The organism is Candidatus Photobacterium acropomis (assembly GCF_030685555.1).
Lineage (GTDB): Bacteria > Pseudomonadota > Gammaproteobacteria > Enterobacterales > Vibrionaceae > Photobacterium > Photobacterium lucens.
Window position 1 is genome coordinate 502,378 of sequence record NZ_CP131608.1, and the last position, 16,892, is coordinate 519,269.

Consider the following 16,892-nt stretch of genomic DNA (forward strand, 5'->3'; position numbering starts at 1 on the left):
TTACTACACGCGTTTGTTGTTTATAACCAGCCTTTACGTTTGAAGTAAAGGTAAGGCGCAAGAGCTGCCAATACCATCAATAGTAAGGCATAGGGATAACCCAACTCCCAGTGCAGCTCTGGCATGAACTTAAAGTTCATCCCGTAGCTTGATGCCACCAATGTTGGCGGTAGAAATACCACTGATACCACAGAGAAGATCTTGATAATACGGTTCTGCTCGATATTGATAAAACCCATTGCCGCATCCATTAAGAAGTTCACTTTCTGGAATAAGGATTCGTTGTGTGGCAGGAGTGATTCAATATCACGTAGCACTTCACGGGCTTGCTCTAATTCATTCGCAGGTAAGCGAGCTTTACGAACTAAGAAACTTAACGCACGTTGAGTATCCATTAAACATAAACGGATTTTCCAGCCTGCATCTTCTTGTTCGGCTAAATTAGCTAAGGCTTTGTCAAAATGTTCGCCAGGTTTTCCACCTAAAATGACCTTGCCGATAGCTTCTAAATCGCTATAAATGTCTTCAATAACATCTGCAAGTTGCTCGATTTTGGTTTCAAATAAATCAAGTAACAACTCATATGCGCTGCCTTGTTGTAAACGCTGAGTGCGGGCACGCATACGGTACAAACGAAACGCAGGTAATTCACGTTCACGTAGGGTAAATAGACGACCATCACGAATGGTAAATGCTACGGTCGCATTGCTAACGTAATCTTCGATATCTTCATAATAGAAGAAAGAGTGAATGTGTAAGCCATCTTCATCTTCGAAAAAACGCGCACTGGCCTCAATGTCTTCTAGTTCAGGACGAGTCGCAAGGCCTTGTCCGAGTTCTTGTTGAACGCGATCTCGTTCTTCTTCATTGGGTTCGATAAGATCAACCCATATGGCTGATGAAATAGGATCGTGATCTTCCAAGTCCAAACGTTGTAAACGGTAGTCGTTTAATTTATATGCGTTCAGCATGTCTCATATCTCCACTAGTGGTGACGATACCAACAACACTTTTCAACACAATTTGAAGCTAGATAAATGCAGCTTCTACCAATACAAAACTGGAATAATAAGATTTAAGCAGGAGCAACAAGCAGAAGGAGAAATGCATGCTGGCAGTTAAACACTGTCAACGCACATGCATAAGCAGGGGAGGACAGATTAACGGGGAAAAATCTCATTCCAGTATCGACTGGGAGTGTTCAAAGCGGTGTCCTCTCAAATAATGGTTGGCGCATGTTACGCCTGACAGAGCAAGACTTCAACTTACGGTATTGCAACATTAGATTTGCCCATTAAGTGTTATACCCAAGTGACTTCAAGGTACTAGATTCCGTGACTTGAAGTCGCTTGGATATATAACAAAGACTTATTCATGTCTGATTAAGGCGAATTGATAGTTAAATTTTCGGCTTATGGATCAAATTATAATGAGGATTTGTTATTTAGCCTGCTTAATTGCTTCATCAAATTATCCTTTTATTTCTCTGTTTTTAATTAAAACCAATATTGTTGTTAAATATATCTAGCTAGTTGCATATTGTTGTGGTAGGCAGTATTTAAATCTACTCACACAATAGGCATAGAGTGTTGTTGAATATATTTTTGATGTTTTTTTTAGGTATTTATTTGTTTTATTTGAAAGCACTTGATCTGCTGTAATGACGCAGAGGTGGCTTTATTTACTCGAAAAATTTAGACCTAAAAATATCTTTTATCTGTGAAATATTGGTTAATTTATAAGATGTTATGTTTTAGTTTTTTTTATTTTATGTTGATGTTTTTGCTGTATATAGTAATGTTCATATCTCATTGATTTGTTTGCATTGAGAAGCGAAATTTAGTTATTAAATTCACTGCGCTTTATGTGAATAAAATGGATTACTTCAAATAAATTATTAAAAATAAACTGTTTTTATCTAGTAGACATATATTGCGGATCGATATGGGTTTATTGGTAAAACGTTGAAGGTTAATTAATGTACAAAATTAAGCACTGGTTAATAGATTTAGAACACCCATTAGTCATTGATTCCCTAACAAATGAAGAAAGAAGGATTGGTTATCACGACCATCTTGTTATTCTGATGCTGTGTAGAGAAGCGGGGAGAATTTTAACAAAAGAAGATTTATTAAAAGGCGCTTGGCCTGGAAAGCATGTTTCAGAAGGTTCTTTAACACAATCGATCAGTGCGATACGCAACTTGATTGAAGACAACGGTAAAGAGCAAAAACACTTAAAAACAGTGGCTAAGGTTGGTTACAAACTTGAAAGTGAAGCTGTATCTTGGCAAAGCCCGTCTGTTGATGTTGTTGAACACGATCCTGATGTGAACATAACCTCAGTAGAAGAGAGCTGTGATGATGTGCTGAACACTAATATTTCGCAAGATGTTCGCCGCAAACGTAATCGCAATCATCTATATATCGCGATTGGTTGTTTATCTCTGATTATTGCCGTTTGTTTTCCGTTTTTATTGACAGAGAAACATGCTCGCTCAACTGGATGGCACCCTTTTACTAAAATTTTTTCAGCTGCCAGTTTAACGATTTACTGTGATAACAAAAAAAATGGTGAATGGCTATCAGCTAACTTAAGGGATATTGTGGATGAAAAAATCGCTAGTGGTAAGTTAAAACGTTTAATTATCGCTTCTTCAAAAGACACATTATCGATTGTGATTATTCGGCCATCTTCCGATCCCATTAATTTAGTCGTGCTATTGCAGTCATCTTTAAAAACAGATCAGGTTGTGAAAATTATTAAAAAGGAATTAAATAATTATGCATATTAAAGATAAGAGTCGCTATTTTCTGTGTTTCGGCTTGACGTTAATGTGCTCGTCTATTGCCTTTCATCTATTGGAAAAGAGTGACTTTATTGTTAGCGGTGTCACACGTTATATCACTATTGATGGTCGATTTGTTAGCACGGAATTTATGGAAATTCTGATTAATGACAATAATTTTGAAGCAATCAGTGAAATAAAACGTGCAGGGTTAGATGTGGTGAATGAAACTTATGCAAAAGGGGAGTTCATTGCTAAAGGACAAGGACTGTATGACGTTAGTTTAAATGAGGAAGAAACTGATTTTGATATTAAAAATGAAGACGACTTATTTGGTTATAAAAAACATATTTTTTCGAATCGAAAACTATCTTTTTTCAAATCCGTAAAAGTTGAAGAAGAACTTGATGGTCACTACAAACTAGTCATGTTAGATAGTCCTGTTAAACGCATGATCGCCGTGAAGTTTGAAACATTATCAGCAGAATAAGAAAGTGTTTGTAAATTGATAATTAATTGTTATTTTTTTACGTTTTTTTTAATTATTATTACGGGTTTTGCTGTGAAATAGTGCAGCTCATTATTCACAATGAGGTGTACTACCAATGATTAAGTACTTTTTTTCCGTCATATTCGTGTTGAGCAGTTTTGTGCTACGGGCAGAAGATGCACATTCTCCACCGAGGATTATGAACTATAACGTTTATATGCTGGATCACAATGTGGGTGTGGTAACAGGAAATACTAACCCGAATAAACGGGCTGAGTTATTAGTAAATTCTTCTGTATTTAGCCATGTTGATGTTGTGGTTTTTAACGAGATTTTTGATAACCAAGCCAGTAATATTTTGATTGAGGGATTAAAAGATCTATTTGCTTATCGCACGCCAGTATTAGGGCGCACGGAAAGTGGTTGGGATAAAACTGAAGGCTGGCGTCCTGGTTCATTTGATGACGGTGGCGTGATCATACTCAGTAAATATCCGATTGAATATAAAGCGCAAGTGATCTTTGATAAAAGCTGTGGGGCAGATAAACTCGCTCAGAAAGGGTTCATCCATGCTGTTATTAATAAATCAGGTGAACGGTATAATATTGTAGGTACGCATGTTCAAGCTGATGACGGTAGTTGTTTAGCGTCACCATCATCTATCAGGCATCAACAATTTACCCAGATCCAGAGCTACATTGCTAATGCAGGACGATCATTTAATGAGATGTTTTTTATTGCAGGCGATTTAAATGTAGTTAAAACATCGCAAGAATTTTACTCGATGCTTGATACGCTCAATGTGTTTGAACCAACACATTACGCAGGGGCTACTTACTCATGGGATCCTAGTATTAATGGGTTAGCACATGATAATTATCCTGATCTGAAAGGACAGTTATTGGACTACATTTTGGTTGAACGCAGTCATAAACAACCTCAATATTGGCACAATCAAGTATTAGATGTGTTATCAGAAAAGGTCGAATTACCGGGCACTCAGGAGCCCTATTATTTTTATGAGTATTCCGATCATTTTCCAGTGGTTGCTTTTGAATATGCAGATGAACAGACACAAACGAAAAGCTTTCGCCCGATCAATAAGCCTTATAATCAGATAAAGTTAAAGCATCAACTTACCAATCAGTATGTTTATGCTGACGCCAATGTATCTAATGGTTGGTTAACTTATGGTAGCAATGGCTCAGTTCCTAATGCATTATTCAAATTAGATAATTGGCATCCATATAATGGTGTCTGTATTCACGATAATGATTATGTACAAATATCTCGTGCTGATGGTTATCAAAACTACTATTGGAATTATATTGGTAGTTCATATTACACCCAATCGGGGGATTCCTCCGATTTCATGAAAATCAGCCGTCAAAAAGTATCAACAGATTGTATTCAAAATGGTGATATTGTTTACCTCTACGATCATGCTCATACACTTTGGACAACAGCAGATAAATATTTAGAACCTGATGGAAGTTATATTTACTCTGAAAACACCTTACCAGTAACAAATAATGGATTGTTTATTATCAGTATGCCAGAGTTTCAATATCAAGATTGGCGTGATAACTTAATATATCAAAATCAAATAGACTAAAATCAATAAATCCATATATTTTTTATAAATATTATTGTTGGTTTTTATAAAATACACAATGTAAATAAATTAATTTACTTTACTAATGAAATGGCTAAGTGATGATCACTTATCCATTTTTATAATTAATTAAGTGTTTAAATAATCTAAGGATAAATGTCTATTAATTATAGTGCTTATTAATGGAAGGTATATCACAAATAATAGTTAAATGACGATTGTTGTCCAAAGTTAATTCTTATTAGAGTTTTTTTTTATAGCTTTATTATGATTTCAAATTATTGCGACGTTACTTTTTAATGGCATCAATGTTGATGCAAATCATATTGAAAGGAATAAGTGATGAAGGAATGCAACATCAACTTCAGTTTAAGCTTAATAACAGTCGCAATGTTATCTGGGCAGGCTTTCGCATCTCCAATCCCTGGTATTGAAGATGCTTATTTTACAGGGACAGATAAATACCTTGTTTATGATGATCCAAAAACAGCATGTGATATTTTTAATGGTAAAGTGGCTTTTATCAATAATTACCTCGATAAAAATGAAATGCCTGGGCGTATTTCGAATCTTTGTCAACATGCAAGTATTAGAGATGGTCAAATTGAAGAGCAGTTTTTAATTGCTTCACAAAATGGAGCCTATGGTCCGTGGTCATTTAATCGTAGCAACATTACAGAACAAATCGATGTTGCACGTACGATTGATATTTTGATGTTTTCACAGTCAGATAAAACAAACTACATCATGGCTGTTGATGGCAGCATGAATGTAACTCGTCAGGAACTTCTGCATAATGATTCTTATGGTGTGTCATGGACACGTACTTGGGATGATGAAAAAGTTGCTCCGCATTTCTATTATCGAGAAGGCTATATGGGACAGATGTTCCATGGTAACTCACAGTTTAACTTTATGTCGGGTGAATCGGCATATAACACCGCTAAGCAGAAAGCGATTCAAGCCGCACCGAATGATTCGAAAGAGCAGGCAAGATTAACTTGGTTGTACTTAAGAAATGAGTGTGAGGATGATAAGACCAACGCAAGTTGTTTACCTGAGAAAGATTTCGGCAGACAGTTTGTAAATAAACAAAGTTTCCCATCATCGAGTAATGACAAAAAAGAAATTTCTATTGCGAATAGCACATCTTTTAGTTTTGACATTACAGGCAGCTTTGAGGCGAGTAAATCTGATGGTCCTTCAGCAGGCTTAGGGGTTGGCTTTGGTTTTAGCCAAGCAGAAGAAACCAGTCAAACTCACACGATGATGAACTTTGAGTCTGTTGATGAGGGTAATGATATTGGTCACTCTGTTGTTCAAACACTCAATACTAGTGCTGTGGGCAGTGCTGGCTGGTATGCCACTTATGGTGATCTGTTTGAAGATTGGCATGTTAAGAATGCACCTGAAATCTGGGGTAGCGATATATACCGTGTATATGATCTAAAGAGTTATGAATCTTGGCAAGAAAACTATACCGATGATAGTAACTCATGTACTGATCAGAAGTTAGTGTTTGGTAATGCGGTTACTGTTTCTCGCGCATATTTAAATACATATGGTTCAAATTGGGCAATCAATGAGAGCGAAAGTAAGTTGTACCAAAAAGATTCAAACTACGGCGTTGTGATTGATACGCAATGTACGACGGACTCGAATGGTCAAACTTACCGCACCATGAAAGAAACAATTCTATAGTAAAAGGATAATACGAATGAAATTTGTTAAAAGTGCGTTTTTCGCAAGTACGTTATTACTCTCTTTAACGGCAAATGCCCAAAGCCTCTCTACACTTGGAACTGTGGATAATGGCATCTTTAAGGAGATGCAGCAGATTCAAGCTCTGCAGCCACGCAATGCATTGGATTCTGCTGATATTTTCTTTATTGATAGTAACGACTTTGCGATTTCAGATCTCAGCAAGGACCTATTTGCAGATTTTAATACCATTGTGATTGTTGGTGATACGCAAAGAAATAAAGAGTTAATGATCAAGTTGGTCGGTTTTGGTATTGAGCGTGAGGTGGTAGCGATCACTAATATTCACGATATATCCAAGCGACAAATCAATACTTACACTAAAGGTAAAAAAGCAGAAGATAAGAAAGTGGCAACTGTATTAATGGACGTTATCATTCGTGATCTGAGAAAAAGTTAGTTTTTTGATATACCAGCGTTTTATGATGTGAGTTCGTATTAATCTTTAAATAGTGTTAGATCATAGCTATTAAGAGATGATATGTGTGCAACATCAGGTGTTTATAGCCGTATCTTAGGATGCGGCTTTTTAACGATATACATCTGATTATAAGCTAATATAACGATCGATACTTTTTTGAAAATCATGATTTAATATAAATTAATTATTAATAGCACTCTAATTATAAATATAATAGTAATTTAAAGCTCAAATTAAATTATTTTTGATATCTAATTTCTTATAACTAAGATGAAAAACTGGTGTGCTTTTATTGAAAGATGATAGTATATATTCGTTTAATAATAGAATATTATAATTATAAATGGAAAAATTTGATATTTATCTATCTAGTGGGTATCTATCTTTTGCTGCTCATCTAGGATTTATGAAAGCTATTGAAGATGAAAATATTAAGATTAATTCAATATCAGGTGTGAGTTCTGGAGCTATAATTGGATCTTTGTTTTCGAATGGATTATCTGTTGATGATATTAGAAATATCATAAAAAATAGAAATGCAATTAGTTTTTTATCAATTAATAAAAAAAAGCCCTATAATGGATTATTTAATATGAATCCATTAGAAGCGATATTATCTTCGTTATTACCAAGTCAGTTTGAACAGATACCTATTTCGTTTCAATGTGGTGTTGTTAATGCAAATAGAGAGTTTGAAATGCTAAGTTCAGGCTATGTTGTTGAAAGTGTTATTGCATCTTGTTCTGTTCCTTATCTTTTCGTTAAAAAAAATATACCAGACAAAGATAATAACCCTTTTGTTGATGGTGGGGTTTTGAATCGAGTAGGGTTGTTATCAAGTAACCCAAAAATCATACATGTTATTGATGATACATTTGGAAAAAAGAATAACATTTTTGATGATAAGTCGATTGTTATAAATAGTAAGCGAAGTAAATCATCATTATGGAAATATAATAACTTTGATGGTCAATTTGAAGAATCTAGAGAAACGACAAAGCGATTATTAGATGGATTGACAACACGATTTTAAAGTAAAGCTAACGAAGTGAGAGATATTTTTGCAGAATAATACTAAAGGACATATTTAAAAAATAACCATACTCATAGTCAACTTACAAAAGTTTGGTTAACTTTTTAAGTTAGTTTTAGGTATGGTTATTTTTAATGCGGCATAGAATTGTCTTTACAACTTTATGGTTGTAAAGACAATAAATAAGTTTAATTGGTTACTTATTCTTTACCGAATACGTTATTTTCTTGCTCTTGTACACGAATAAAGGTGGTGCGTTTTGTTAGCTCTTTAAGCTGCGCAGCACCGACATAAGTACATGTTGAGCGAACACCACCCATGATGTCTTGGATTGTGTTTTCAACTGGGCCGCGATAAGGAAGTAGTACTGTTTTACCTTCTGCTGCACGGTATTTTGCAACACCACCAGAGTGTTTGTCCATCGCGCTTTGGCTAGACATACCGTAGAACTTCATGAATGTTTTACCGTCTTGCTCGATAACTTCACCGCCACTCTCATCGTGCGCTGCTAGCATACCGCCAAGCATAACGAAGTCAGCACCGCCACCAAAGGCTTTAGAAACGTCACCCGCACATGAACAACCACCGTCACCGATGATGCGACCACCTAGACCGTGCGCAGCATCTGCACATTCAATGATGGCTGAAAGTTGAGGGTAACCCACACCTGTTTTCACACGTGTTGTACATACAGAGCCAGGGCCAATACCTACTTTAACAATGTCAGCGCCTGCAAGGATTAGCTCTTCAACCATGTCACCAGTCACTACGTTACCTGCGCTGATCACTTTGTCTGGGAATGCAGCACGTACTTTTTCTACGTACTCAACAAGATGCTCAGAGTAACCGTTAGCGATATCAATACAGATGAAGATAAGATCATCTGTTAGCGCCATGATGTCTTTTGTTTTTTGGAAATCAGCGTCAGAAGTACCAGTAGAAACCATGGCATTCTTTAGAACAGAAGCGTCGTTTTGAGAAATGAAGTCAGCCCATTGTTCAACGGTGTAGTGTTTGTGAACGGCTGTCATTACGTTGTGCTTAGAAAGGGCTTTAACCATTTCAAAACTACCAACAGAGTCCATATTAGCTGCAATAATCGGTACACCAGACCATTGACGACCACTATGTTTGAATGTAAACTCGCGGGTTAATTCAACTTGAGAGCGGCTTTTCAAAGTAGAACGTTTTGGACGAAACAGTACATCTTTAAAACCTAATTTCAAGTCTTGTTCGATACGCATGGTTATTCCTTAAACTTATCTATCGAATTTGCTCAACGAAGCATTTACTGGCAGGTAAACGTTTTCGCCTAATGAGCAGACACAAAAAAACCGGAGCGTTGGCAGACGCTCCGGTTTTCAGCATTATAGGAAGTAAATTCTTAAAAACAACCCTATAAATGTAAATAAATGTGTATTAAAGAAAATAAATTATGATAAAAGCAGGATAAGTTTTCATCATAATCGTGTTTTTTATAAACTTTTCGCTTCCATTCTCAGGAAATCTTTGCATAATTTCCATCAAAGTCAGTACTGACAAAAACAATATTTAAAATTATTCGTATCTTTAGAATGAGAAGCTATTCTTAATAGATGGGTGATTCTCATGCTTTATTTTTCTACGAAGTGTTGTGGGAAGGTTTAATTTGTTGAAGAAAAGAAAGATAAGAAAGATTTTCCCACTGGATTTCTATGGGGAAGATGGTAGTTGGCGTTTCATTATTCGGGCAGAGCAGCCTGAAGAGATCATTGATGCAATGTACTGGCGCGCATACATTTCTTGTCATCGTAAAGACTTCGATTTGCTGCACATGGCATCTGATAAGTTTAACTACAAATACAACTATTCATCGTCAGACTCTTCTGAATTACATTATGGTTTAGGCGGCACACCGCTGCGTGTAAACATGATGGGGCCGATAGTGTTGATGTCTACGATCCGTGAAAAGTTGCTTCAGCCAGAAACTAATGAGATCGATATAAATATCCATGCTGTTGCTTAAAAAATTGTGATAAAAGTAGATGAAAAGGTTAAATAACAATAAGTTGTTTAACCTTTTTTGTTTTTGAATATGTACGTTTTATTGTTTTTCAAGGAGCTGTTGTTGGTATTGCAGCGGGGTGATACCACGGTTACGTTGAAATGCTTTGGTAAAGCTCTGGACGTTTTTATAGCTTAAATTAGCAGCGATTTGCTCGATGGGTAATGCTTGCTGCATGTATTTAATCGCAATATTACATAAAACGTAGTTAGTTGTGTCGGTGAATGTCCAGCCAAAATGATGCAGTCGGCGTTGCAGTTGTTGCTTTGATAACGATAATTGTTCTGCTATAAATTCAAGGTTTGGGTATTGGTAATAGCGCGAATAATTGATTAACTCAAACATCAATTTAGCGGTATCTGCAGGTTGTGGCATGTTGAGAAAATCATCTAACTGTAAATTAGATACTAACATGGGCTTGGTTGATTTGGCTGGTCGATGATTGGAAGCGCCTAATATCGACATGGGTAACCAAACTTGCGTTTTAGGTGCTCCCCAGCGTATCGGACACTGGAAGAACGCTTCAATCTTCTCTGAGCGTATTTCCTGCGCACTGATCTCTATTTTAAGTGGTGAGAAATCCTCTCCCATGTAACCACGTAAGGTTTGCGTGAATAACACTGCGACACGTAAATGATCGTGTTTGCTACCTTTTCCTTTTGAATAAGGGTTTTCATACGTCCATTTGATGATTTTACCTGATAGTTCGCTATGGTAAGACGCCCCACTTTGTAAGCACGAAAGACCATAGTTGATGCGCCGTAATGCCAGGGGCAAATCGGGGCAACTTAAATACCATTCTCCTAATCCTCCCATTGTTCTAAATGTCATTTGATCAGCTAACGTGATCATATAACTCGGATCATTGGTGAGTTCTTCAATGCGATCTAACCAAAATAAATAATCCTTAAAAGGGATAAGAGACATGCTCTCACGGATTAATAATTCTGGAATATCAAGCTGTTGGAAGGATAAACCATAGTGTTTTTGAATAGCGTAATCCAGCGGTTTGATAAACAACGTTCTAATAAAAGCGATATCTAACATGTCTTTTCCTTAGACAGCAAACATTATTCATTAGATAGGATATATCAAAAATAGACTTATTTTGATGTGTTTGGTCAATAGTTGTTTCTATTGGCAAAAAAACGCTTACAGTTGATTAACGTAATAACAACTAACCAATTGAATAAAAATAATTATTTAGTTAGCTGGAGAATTTAATGAGTCTATTTAGTATGCCATTTTCAGGCACAAGCGTAGATACAGCACTGCATGTTGTTGCAAGTGTTGTGATGTTGGGAACCATTGCTGCTATAGGTATTGGCTTTTGGAAATTCCACGAATTACCTATTCATAAAGCAGCAAGTAAAGAACACCATCAAATAGGACTCATTACTGCGCTCACTTGGATCGGCTTTATATGGCATTGGGTGTGGGTTCTTGCTGTGATCATTGCTTTTGTCGACGGTGAACAAGCATTAAGACGTCTACGTGATATTTGGCATACTGATTATCCTAATAACGTTAATAAAAATGAATCAGCACCAGTAACAACACAGGAAAAGCAATTAGTAGAGGAGCAGACAAATGCTTGAGGGTTTAGCGGTATGGGCACTGTTTATTTATCTGCTTCGTTTGGCCGGCATGCCATGGAATAAGTTTACTAAAGCATTTGCCTACATTGGTGGTGGTAGCTGGCTGGTATTTGTATGGTACGGCTTGATCACATACGCACCGATGGATCTCTCGGGTGGCTCATTAGTGCAATCGCCACATGTTCAGTTACGTCCGGCATCAACAACCATTAATGGCCATGTAAAAGAAATTTATGTTGAGCCAAATAGCCAGGTGAAAGCAGGGGATTTGGTGTATGAGCTTGATGCAGAACCTTATCGTATTGCTTTGAATAAAGCACAAGCGAGCTTGGCATCAGCAGAAGTTGCTTTAAGTATTGCAAAAGAAGATGTTGAAATGGCGCAAGCCGGTTATCACGCTGCGGATAAAGACATCGAAATTGCTCATAATCAGCTTGCTGCAGCAAATGAAGATTACAAGCTAAAACAAGCGATGTTAAATCGCTACATTAAGCAAAATAGCGTTGTTAACCATACTATTACTCAAAGTAAGTTAGATGAGCAGCGTACTGCGGTTGAAGTGGCAAAATCACAGAAAATTATGCTGGCTTCACAAATTGAAAAGTCTGAAATTGCGGTTAAACAAAAGCAATTGGCGTTAGATAAAGCGAAGTTGGCGGTAAATAGCCGTGAAGTTGATGTTCAAACTCAACAAGAGAATGTGGCAAAGGCTGAGTGGGATCTTAAAAATACGAAGGTTTATGCGCCAACCGATGGCTATGTAACGAACTTCATTATGCGTGAAGGGCAGTTCGTCGGTACAGTGCCACGTATCCAAATGTACACCAAAGAAAAGTATGTGTTGATGCGTGTTAACCATCAAGCGATCCGTAATGTGAAGCCGGGGCAGATGGCAGAGTTTGCCACCGCGGTTTACCCAGGAAAAGTGTTTGCTGCTGAAGTGGAAGGCATTGTGGAAGCAACGGGAGAATCGCAGGGTAATTTGATTGGTCGTGAAACCAATGTTCGCCAAACGACTGGTGCCAATATGGCAAATAAACATCACTTTGTACGTTTAAAAGTGATTGAAACCGAGGGCTATGATATTCCTGTTGGCTCTGTAGGGATCGGTTGGATTAGTGCTGAAAAGCCAATTAGTTTTCTCGGTTTCTTAGACGTAGTTCGTGGGATCATTATTCGAATGAAAGCACAAATCTTCTATGTATGGTCAATGTAAGTAATAACTTACTTTATTTAAAGCCCGCCTTTATTGAGTTAGAGGTGGGCTTTTTAATCTTGGCGCAGGTTTTTTGTATTTGATATTGGGGTTGGGTAGCGTGTAACTATCCAGTAGGTTGAAAGAATAAAGGTGGTTAAAGTGACCATTTGAATAAAGGTTTTTCCTTGCTCTGAAATTATTCCGTTCATGATTGCTGTGTATGCCAATAGTAATGAAAACTCACTGGCTTGGCTTAATCTAGCGCTAAGCTCTTTATTGATAGGGGCTTTGGGCTCTGAGAAGGCTAATGCTTGATAAAATCCCCATGCTTTGAGCCTGACTAATGCAATCCCAAAAATGATCCCCCATAGCGTGTAATAATCGCTAGCAAGTAAGTTGATATTGGCACCGACAGCAAAGAAGAAAAGGATCAGAAAAAACTCTCGAAGAGGCTTTAGGTGTAGTGCGATGACATTGGAAACGGGGCTAACGGCTAATAATGTACCTGCGATAAATGCGCCTGTTTCATACGATAAACCGACTCTATGGCTGATCTCAGCCCAAAAGAAGCACCATGCAAGTGTCGCAATAAAGCTATACTCCTGAATAACATCGAATTTTCTCATCAGTGGCAAGAGTAAAAACTTAACAGCTAAGTAAGCACTTACAATAATGATGATTAATTTGGCGAAGACGAAGAGGATCGCAAAGCCAATATTCTGTTCACTATCGATGTTTAACAGGAGTAAGACACTAATGGCTAGAATATCTTGGATTAATAAGATACTTGTCATTATCTCGCCGATACGTTGATGGTGAAGTGTCGTCGTCGGTATTAATTTAAGCCCAATCACAGTACTGGAAAACATCATGGCAGCTGCGGTGATCAAGGCATCAGTTAGCGATAAGCGGATCAATAATGCAAATAGGAAAGTACAAATAAAGAAGAATAAGCTGCAAGCAAGAGTGATTAATGCACTTTCACGAAACAGTTTAAGTAAGCGTTGAGGCTGTAAATTTAAGCCAAGTAAAAAGAGCAGTAATATCACCCCGATATGCCCCATTTGGGTAATATCGTTAGCATTGTTGATTAAGGCAATGCCATAAGGACCTATTACAATACCTGCTACGATGTAGGCAATGATGATGGGTTGCTTTGCGTAAAGGAACAGGCTACCAATGGCGGCGGTACTGATCACGATGGCGCAAAGTTCAGAAATAATGGTATTAAGACTATCAACCATTGCACCTACCTTGCTTAAGTCACTCAGTATCGCTTAATGAGACATGATGTAATAATCAAAGCATAGTGGATATTAGTTAATCGCGGTGACTGTTTACGAAAGAAAACCGATCGGATTCAATTGTTTATAGTAAGAGCGTAGAAGGCAAGTTAATGAAAAAGGCACATTTCTTATGATGAACTCGGTGCCTTTCGGTGATCTTATGTGTCGCTTTCCTGTCGTGAGTCAAATGCAATAACGCTTATATTGCATCAAAATATCTGCAATTAATTCAGGCTCAGATAAGCCATCGACTAAGTAAGATTGTTGACTGTTTTTGATCAGTACTTCTAGGTGTGTCTGCTCATTATTGGCGTTTTTATGAAGCTGCAGTGCGTATTCGTAGGGTTGATGTCTATCATTATCGATGACAAGGCGAATGCGTCCATCAATGCAATAAATGTCGGTGTCATAGCCATCAGCGGCAAGTTGTTTACTGGCTTTGGTTAAGGCTGATTTTGCGATGGTGTAAATGTCGGCATGGGAAGATTGAACTGCCATATCTTGGCCCTCTGTACAAAAATGCTGTAGGACGTCGGTAACGTCCTGTCGCTGTCAGAAGATTTTATCGGGCAAAGACAAGGTGTTACCAACTAAAAAAATCAATCATTATCATCAGTTCTACTTATTAATAGGTAAGTAAATGTAATTGTTTAACTTTTTGATTTACTGAGTGTTTAAGTGTTTTTAATACGTTTTCAGTAATAATCAAAAGCAGATTTTTTTTATTATTTCATTTTAGTCTGAAATTCTCATCTCTGTTGCTAGTATTAATTGGTCAAATAAATTCAATAAGTTAAAAGGAATAGATGAATGAGCAAGCGTATCTTCACTCTTATCCCCGTTGTTGCATTATTAGCTATTTCTAGTGCTCATGCCGATTCACTTATCCAAGGTTTAAACCGTGTTGATAATTCATTAAGCAAAGTGCAGAACAGTATTCACGGTACTCAGAATACGATCCGTAATGGACAGAATAAGATTGATAATACTCAGCGTGCTATTGGTGAAATTCAAGATGGGACGTATGTAGAAAAGCGTGTGGAAAATAAGGTTCGCCAACAGAAGCGTCGCGCAGTAAATGGCTTAATTAATAAGTCATCAAATGCGATTCGTAAGGCAACCAATACTTACTAATGAATAAAGGTTAAGATTTTCGTAAGACAGAAATGTTAACAATCTAGTATTTAAAAAAGCGGCGATATCCCTTCTAACTAAGAGGGATATCACCGCTTTTGTTATTTCAAAATCACTGCAATCGTTGCAGTGTTTTGTTTAAGCGATTATGAGCTTTGCAGCTTCGCTTTTGTTTGTTTTCTTTCTGCTGCTTTACAAGCAGCCGCTGTAAATACGACGTCAGTTGAGCTGTTTAGTGCAGTTTCTGCTGAGTCTTGAATAACACCGATAATGAAGCCAACCGCGACGACTTGCATTGCAACTTCACTAGGAATACCAAATAAGCTTGAAGCGAGTGGGATCAACAATAATGAACCACCGGCTACGCCAGATGCACCACAGGCTGATACAGCAGCCACAATACTCAGCAGTACTGCTGTCGCTAAGTCTACTTCAATACCTAATGTATGCACTGCCGCTAGTGTTAGTACGGTAATAGTAATCGCCGCACCGCCCATGTTAATTGTCGCACCTAGTGGAATAGAAACAGAGTAAGTATCTTCATGCAGGTTAAGATCTTTACATAGTTTCATGTTCACAGGAATGTTCGCTGCAGAGCTTCGGGTGAAGAAAGCAGTGATACCACTTTCACGCACACAACGTAGTACCAGTGGGTAAGGATTTTCAGCTGTTTTGACGTATACGATGATTGGGTTAATCACAAACGCAAGAATAGCCATTGAGCCTAATAGCACTGCTAATAAATGAGCGTAACCAGCCAGTGCTGCAAAACCTGTTTTAGCAAAGGTATTCGCCACTAGACCAAAGATACCGATAGGTGCTAAACGAATGATAAAACGCACAATCAGTGTTACGCCGTTAGACATATCATGGAATACTTGTTTTGTGGCATCACTGGCTTGGTGAAGGGCGAAACCTAAAGCAATAGCCCACGCGAGAATACCAATAAAGTTACCATTCATTAGTGCATGAACAGGGTTATCTACGATCTTAAAGAGTAGAGAACTGATCACCTCTGAAATACCTTCAGGTGGTGCAATAGAGTTCGTGCTAGCAACAAGTGTCAAAGTGGTTGGGAAAAGGAAACTCATTACTACTGCGGTGAAAGCTGCCATTAAGGTACCAAATAGGTACAACACAATGATGGGTTTCATATTGGTGTGAGTGCCTTTCTTTTGGTTAGCAATCGATGATGCTACCAAGATAAACACAAGAATAGGCGCAACGGCTTTTAACGCTGCAACAAATAATCCACCAAGAAAGCCGACACTTTCTGCTGACGATGGCGATAAGGTCGCGAGGACGATACCCGCAACAATACCCACCATGATCTGTATAACTAAACTACCATTAGCCACTCTGGCTAAAAAAGGTTGTGATTGACTCATATTACACCCTGCATTTTATATTTTGTGAATAGCTTTTTATTTTGCATCTGAAACATTTTTTAACAGGATCTGTTTGAAATAGCCAGCTATCTTTTTACAAGCGTTTAAGTTACAACTATTTAACGTTATATTTAAC

General features: G+C 37.5%; 16 protein-coding genes. 10 read left to right on the top strand and 6 right to left on the bottom strand.

Annotated elements, in window-relative coordinates; genetic code table 11:
* Positions 1-20 precede the first annotated feature (20 nt).
* On the bottom strand, positions 21-971 hold the full coding sequence (corA, locus tag Q7657_RS02265; RefSeq protein ID WP_053988683.1) for a magnesium/cobalt transporter CorA: 951 nt from the start codon (positions 969-971) through the stop codon (positions 21-23).
* A 1,007-nt stretch (positions 972-1,978) separates the two neighbouring features.
* On the opposite strand from corA, the gene Q7657_RS02270 reads away from it, so the two are divergent.
* The 6 genes from Q7657_RS02270 to Q7657_RS02295 all read left to right on the top strand — a co-directional run bounded on the left by Q7657_RS02270 (position 1,979) and on the right by Q7657_RS02295 (position 8,108).
* Positions 1,979-2,794 carry a winged helix-turn-helix domain-containing protein gene (locus tag Q7657_RS02270; protein WP_107166074.1) on the top strand — a complete coding sequence of 272 codons (816 nt, stop codon included), beginning with the start codon at positions 1,979-1,981 and terminating at the stop codon, positions 2,792-2,794.
* A complete protein-coding gene (locus Q7657_RS02275; RefSeq protein WP_107166073.1) occupies positions 2,784-3,278 on the top strand; it encodes a hypothetical protein in 495 nt (164 codons plus the stop codon). Before Q7657_RS02270 ends, Q7657_RS02275 begins: the two co-directional genes overlap by 11 nt.
* 199 nt (positions 3,279-3,477) lie before the next feature.
* Entirely contained in the window at positions 3,478-4,893 is a 1,416-nt protein-coding gene (sph, locus tag Q7657_RS02280) for a sphingomyelin phosphodiesterase (protein WP_107166072.1), read from the top strand.
* Between the two features lie 342 nt (positions 4,894-5,235).
* A complete protein-coding gene (locus Q7657_RS02285; RefSeq protein WP_107166071.1) occupies positions 5,236-6,594 on the top strand; it encodes an excinuclease ABC subunit B in 1,359 nt (452 codons plus the stop codon).
* 16 nt (positions 6,595-6,610) lie between these two features.
* Positions 6,611-7,054: a hypothetical protein gene (locus Q7657_RS02290; protein ID WP_053988687.1), complete on the top strand. Its 444-nt coding sequence runs from the start codon at positions 6,611-6,613 to the stop codon at positions 7,052-7,054.
* A 364-nt stretch (positions 7,055-7,418) separates the two neighbouring features.
* Positions 7,419-8,108 (top strand): patatin-like phospholipase family protein, encoded by a 690-nt coding sequence (locus Q7657_RS02295; protein WP_107166070.1) that lies wholly within the window; start codon positions 7,419-7,421, stop codon positions 8,106-8,108.
* Between the two features lie 200 nt (positions 8,109-8,308).
* On the opposite strand, the gene Q7657_RS02300 is transcribed toward Q7657_RS02295, so the two are convergent.
* A complete protein-coding gene (locus Q7657_RS02300; RefSeq protein ID WP_053988689.1) occupies positions 8,309-9,352 on the bottom strand; it encodes a GMP reductase in 1,044 nt (347 codons plus the stop codon).
* A 407-nt stretch (positions 9,353-9,759) separates the two neighbouring features.
* Between Q7657_RS02300 and Q7657_RS02305 the strand changes: the two genes are divergently transcribed.
* A complete protein-coding gene (locus Q7657_RS02305; RefSeq protein ID WP_053988690.1) occupies positions 9,760-10,113 on the top strand; it encodes a hypothetical protein in 354 nt (117 codons plus the stop codon).
* 78 nt (positions 10,114-10,191) lie between these two features.
* On the opposite strand, the gene Q7657_RS02310 is transcribed toward Q7657_RS02305, so the two are convergent.
* Positions 10,192-11,199 carry a helix-turn-helix domain-containing protein gene (locus Q7657_RS02310; RefSeq protein WP_107166069.1) on the bottom strand — a complete coding sequence of 336 codons (1,008 nt, stop codon included), beginning with the start codon at positions 11,197-11,199 and terminating at the stop codon, positions 10,192-10,194.
* Between the two features lie 176 nt (positions 11,200-11,375).
* Here Q7657_RS02310 and Q7657_RS02315 point away from each other — a divergent pair, with 176 nt between their 5' ends.
* Together Q7657_RS02315 and Q7657_RS02320 are read left to right on the top strand one after the other, a co-directional pair.
* Positions 11,376-11,750 carry an MFS transporter gene (locus Q7657_RS02315; protein WP_107166068.1) on the top strand — a complete coding sequence of 125 codons (375 nt, stop codon included), beginning with the start codon at positions 11,376-11,378 and terminating at the stop codon, positions 11,748-11,750.
* Entirely contained in the window at positions 11,743-12,966 is a 1,224-nt protein-coding gene (locus tag Q7657_RS02320) for an HlyD family secretion protein (protein ID WP_107166067.1), read from the top strand. The genes Q7657_RS02315 and Q7657_RS02320 overlap by 8 nt, the downstream gene beginning before the upstream one ends.
* 53 nt (positions 12,967-13,019) lie before the next feature.
* Here the strand turns inward: Q7657_RS02320 and Q7657_RS02325 are convergent, their stop codons facing one another.
* On the bottom strand, positions 13,020-14,192 hold the full coding sequence (locus tag Q7657_RS02325) for a cation:proton antiporter domain-containing protein (protein WP_107166066.1): 1,173 nt from the start codon (positions 14,190-14,192) through the stop codon (positions 13,020-13,022).
* Positions 14,193-14,417: 225 nt separating this feature from the next.
* Positions 14,418-14,732, bottom strand: coding sequence for a hypothetical protein (locus tag Q7657_RS02330; RefSeq protein WP_107166065.1), 315 nt, complete (start codon positions 14,730-14,732; stop codon positions 14,418-14,420).
* A gap of 312 nt (positions 14,733-15,044) precedes the next feature.
* On the opposite strand from Q7657_RS02330, the gene Q7657_RS02335 reads away from it, so the two are divergent.
* Positions 15,045-15,368 carry a hypothetical protein gene (locus Q7657_RS02335; protein WP_053988696.1) on the top strand — a complete coding sequence of 108 codons (324 nt, stop codon included), beginning with the start codon at positions 15,045-15,047 and terminating at the stop codon, positions 15,366-15,368.
* 146 nt (positions 15,369-15,514) lie between these two features.
* Here the strand turns inward: Q7657_RS02335 and sstT are convergent, their stop codons facing one another.
* Entirely contained in the window at positions 15,515-16,756 is a 1,242-nt protein-coding gene (gene sstT, locus Q7657_RS02340; RefSeq protein ID WP_053988697.1) for a serine/threonine transporter SstT, read from the bottom strand.
* Positions 16,757-16,892 lie beyond the last annotated feature (136 nt).

Excerpts from the sequence above, each read along its gene's own strand:
- corA (WP_053988683.1), bottom strand. The coding sequence starts at position 971 with ATGCTGAACGCATATAAATTAAACGACTACCGTTTACAACGTTTGGAC.
- Q7657_RS02270 (WP_107166074.1), top strand. The coding sequence starts at position 1,979 with ATGTACAAAATTAAGCACTGGTTAATAGATTTAGAACACCCATTAGTC.
- Q7657_RS02275 (WP_107166073.1), top strand. The coding sequence starts at position 2,784 with ATGCATATTAAAGATAAGAGTCGCTATTTTCTGTGTTTCGGCTTGACG.
- sph (WP_107166072.1), top strand. The coding sequence starts at position 3,478 with ATGAACTATAACGTTTATATGCTGGATCACAATGTGGGTGTGGTAACA.
- Q7657_RS02285 (WP_107166071.1), top strand. The coding sequence starts at position 5,236 with ATGAAGGAATGCAACATCAACTTCAGTTTAAGCTTAATAACAGTCGCA.
- Q7657_RS02290 (WP_053988687.1), top strand. The coding sequence starts at position 6,611 with ATGAAATTTGTTAAAAGTGCGTTTTTCGCAAGTACGTTATTACTCTCT.
- Q7657_RS02295 (WP_107166070.1), top strand. The coding sequence starts at position 7,419 with ATGGAAAAATTTGATATTTATCTATCTAGTGGGTATCTATCTTTTGCT.
- Q7657_RS02300 (WP_053988689.1), bottom strand. The coding sequence starts at position 9,352 with ATGCGTATCGAACAAGACTTGAAATTAGGTTTTAAAGATGTACTGTTT.
- Q7657_RS02310 (WP_107166069.1), bottom strand. The coding sequence starts at position 11,199 with ATGTTAGATATCGCTTTTATTAGAACGTTGTTTATCAAACCGCTGGAT.
- Q7657_RS02315 (WP_107166068.1), top strand. The coding sequence starts at position 11,376 with ATGAGTCTATTTAGTATGCCATTTTCAGGCACAAGCGTAGATACAGCA.
- Q7657_RS02320 (WP_107166067.1), top strand. The coding sequence starts at position 11,743 with ATGCTTGAGGGTTTAGCGGTATGGGCACTGTTTATTTATCTGCTTCGT.
- Q7657_RS02325 (WP_107166066.1), bottom strand. The coding sequence starts at position 14,192 with ATGGTTGATAGTCTTAATACCATTATTTCTGAACTTTGCGCCATCGTG.
- Q7657_RS02330 (WP_107166065.1), bottom strand. The coding sequence starts at position 14,732 with ATGGCAGTTCAATCTTCCCATGCCGACATTTACACCATCGCAAAATCA.
- Q7657_RS02335 (WP_053988696.1), top strand. The coding sequence starts at position 15,045 with ATGAGCAAGCGTATCTTCACTCTTATCCCCGTTGTTGCATTATTAGCT.
- sstT (WP_053988697.1), bottom strand. The coding sequence starts at position 16,756 with ATGAGTCAATCACAACCTTTTTTAGCCAGAGTGGCTAATGGTAGTTTA.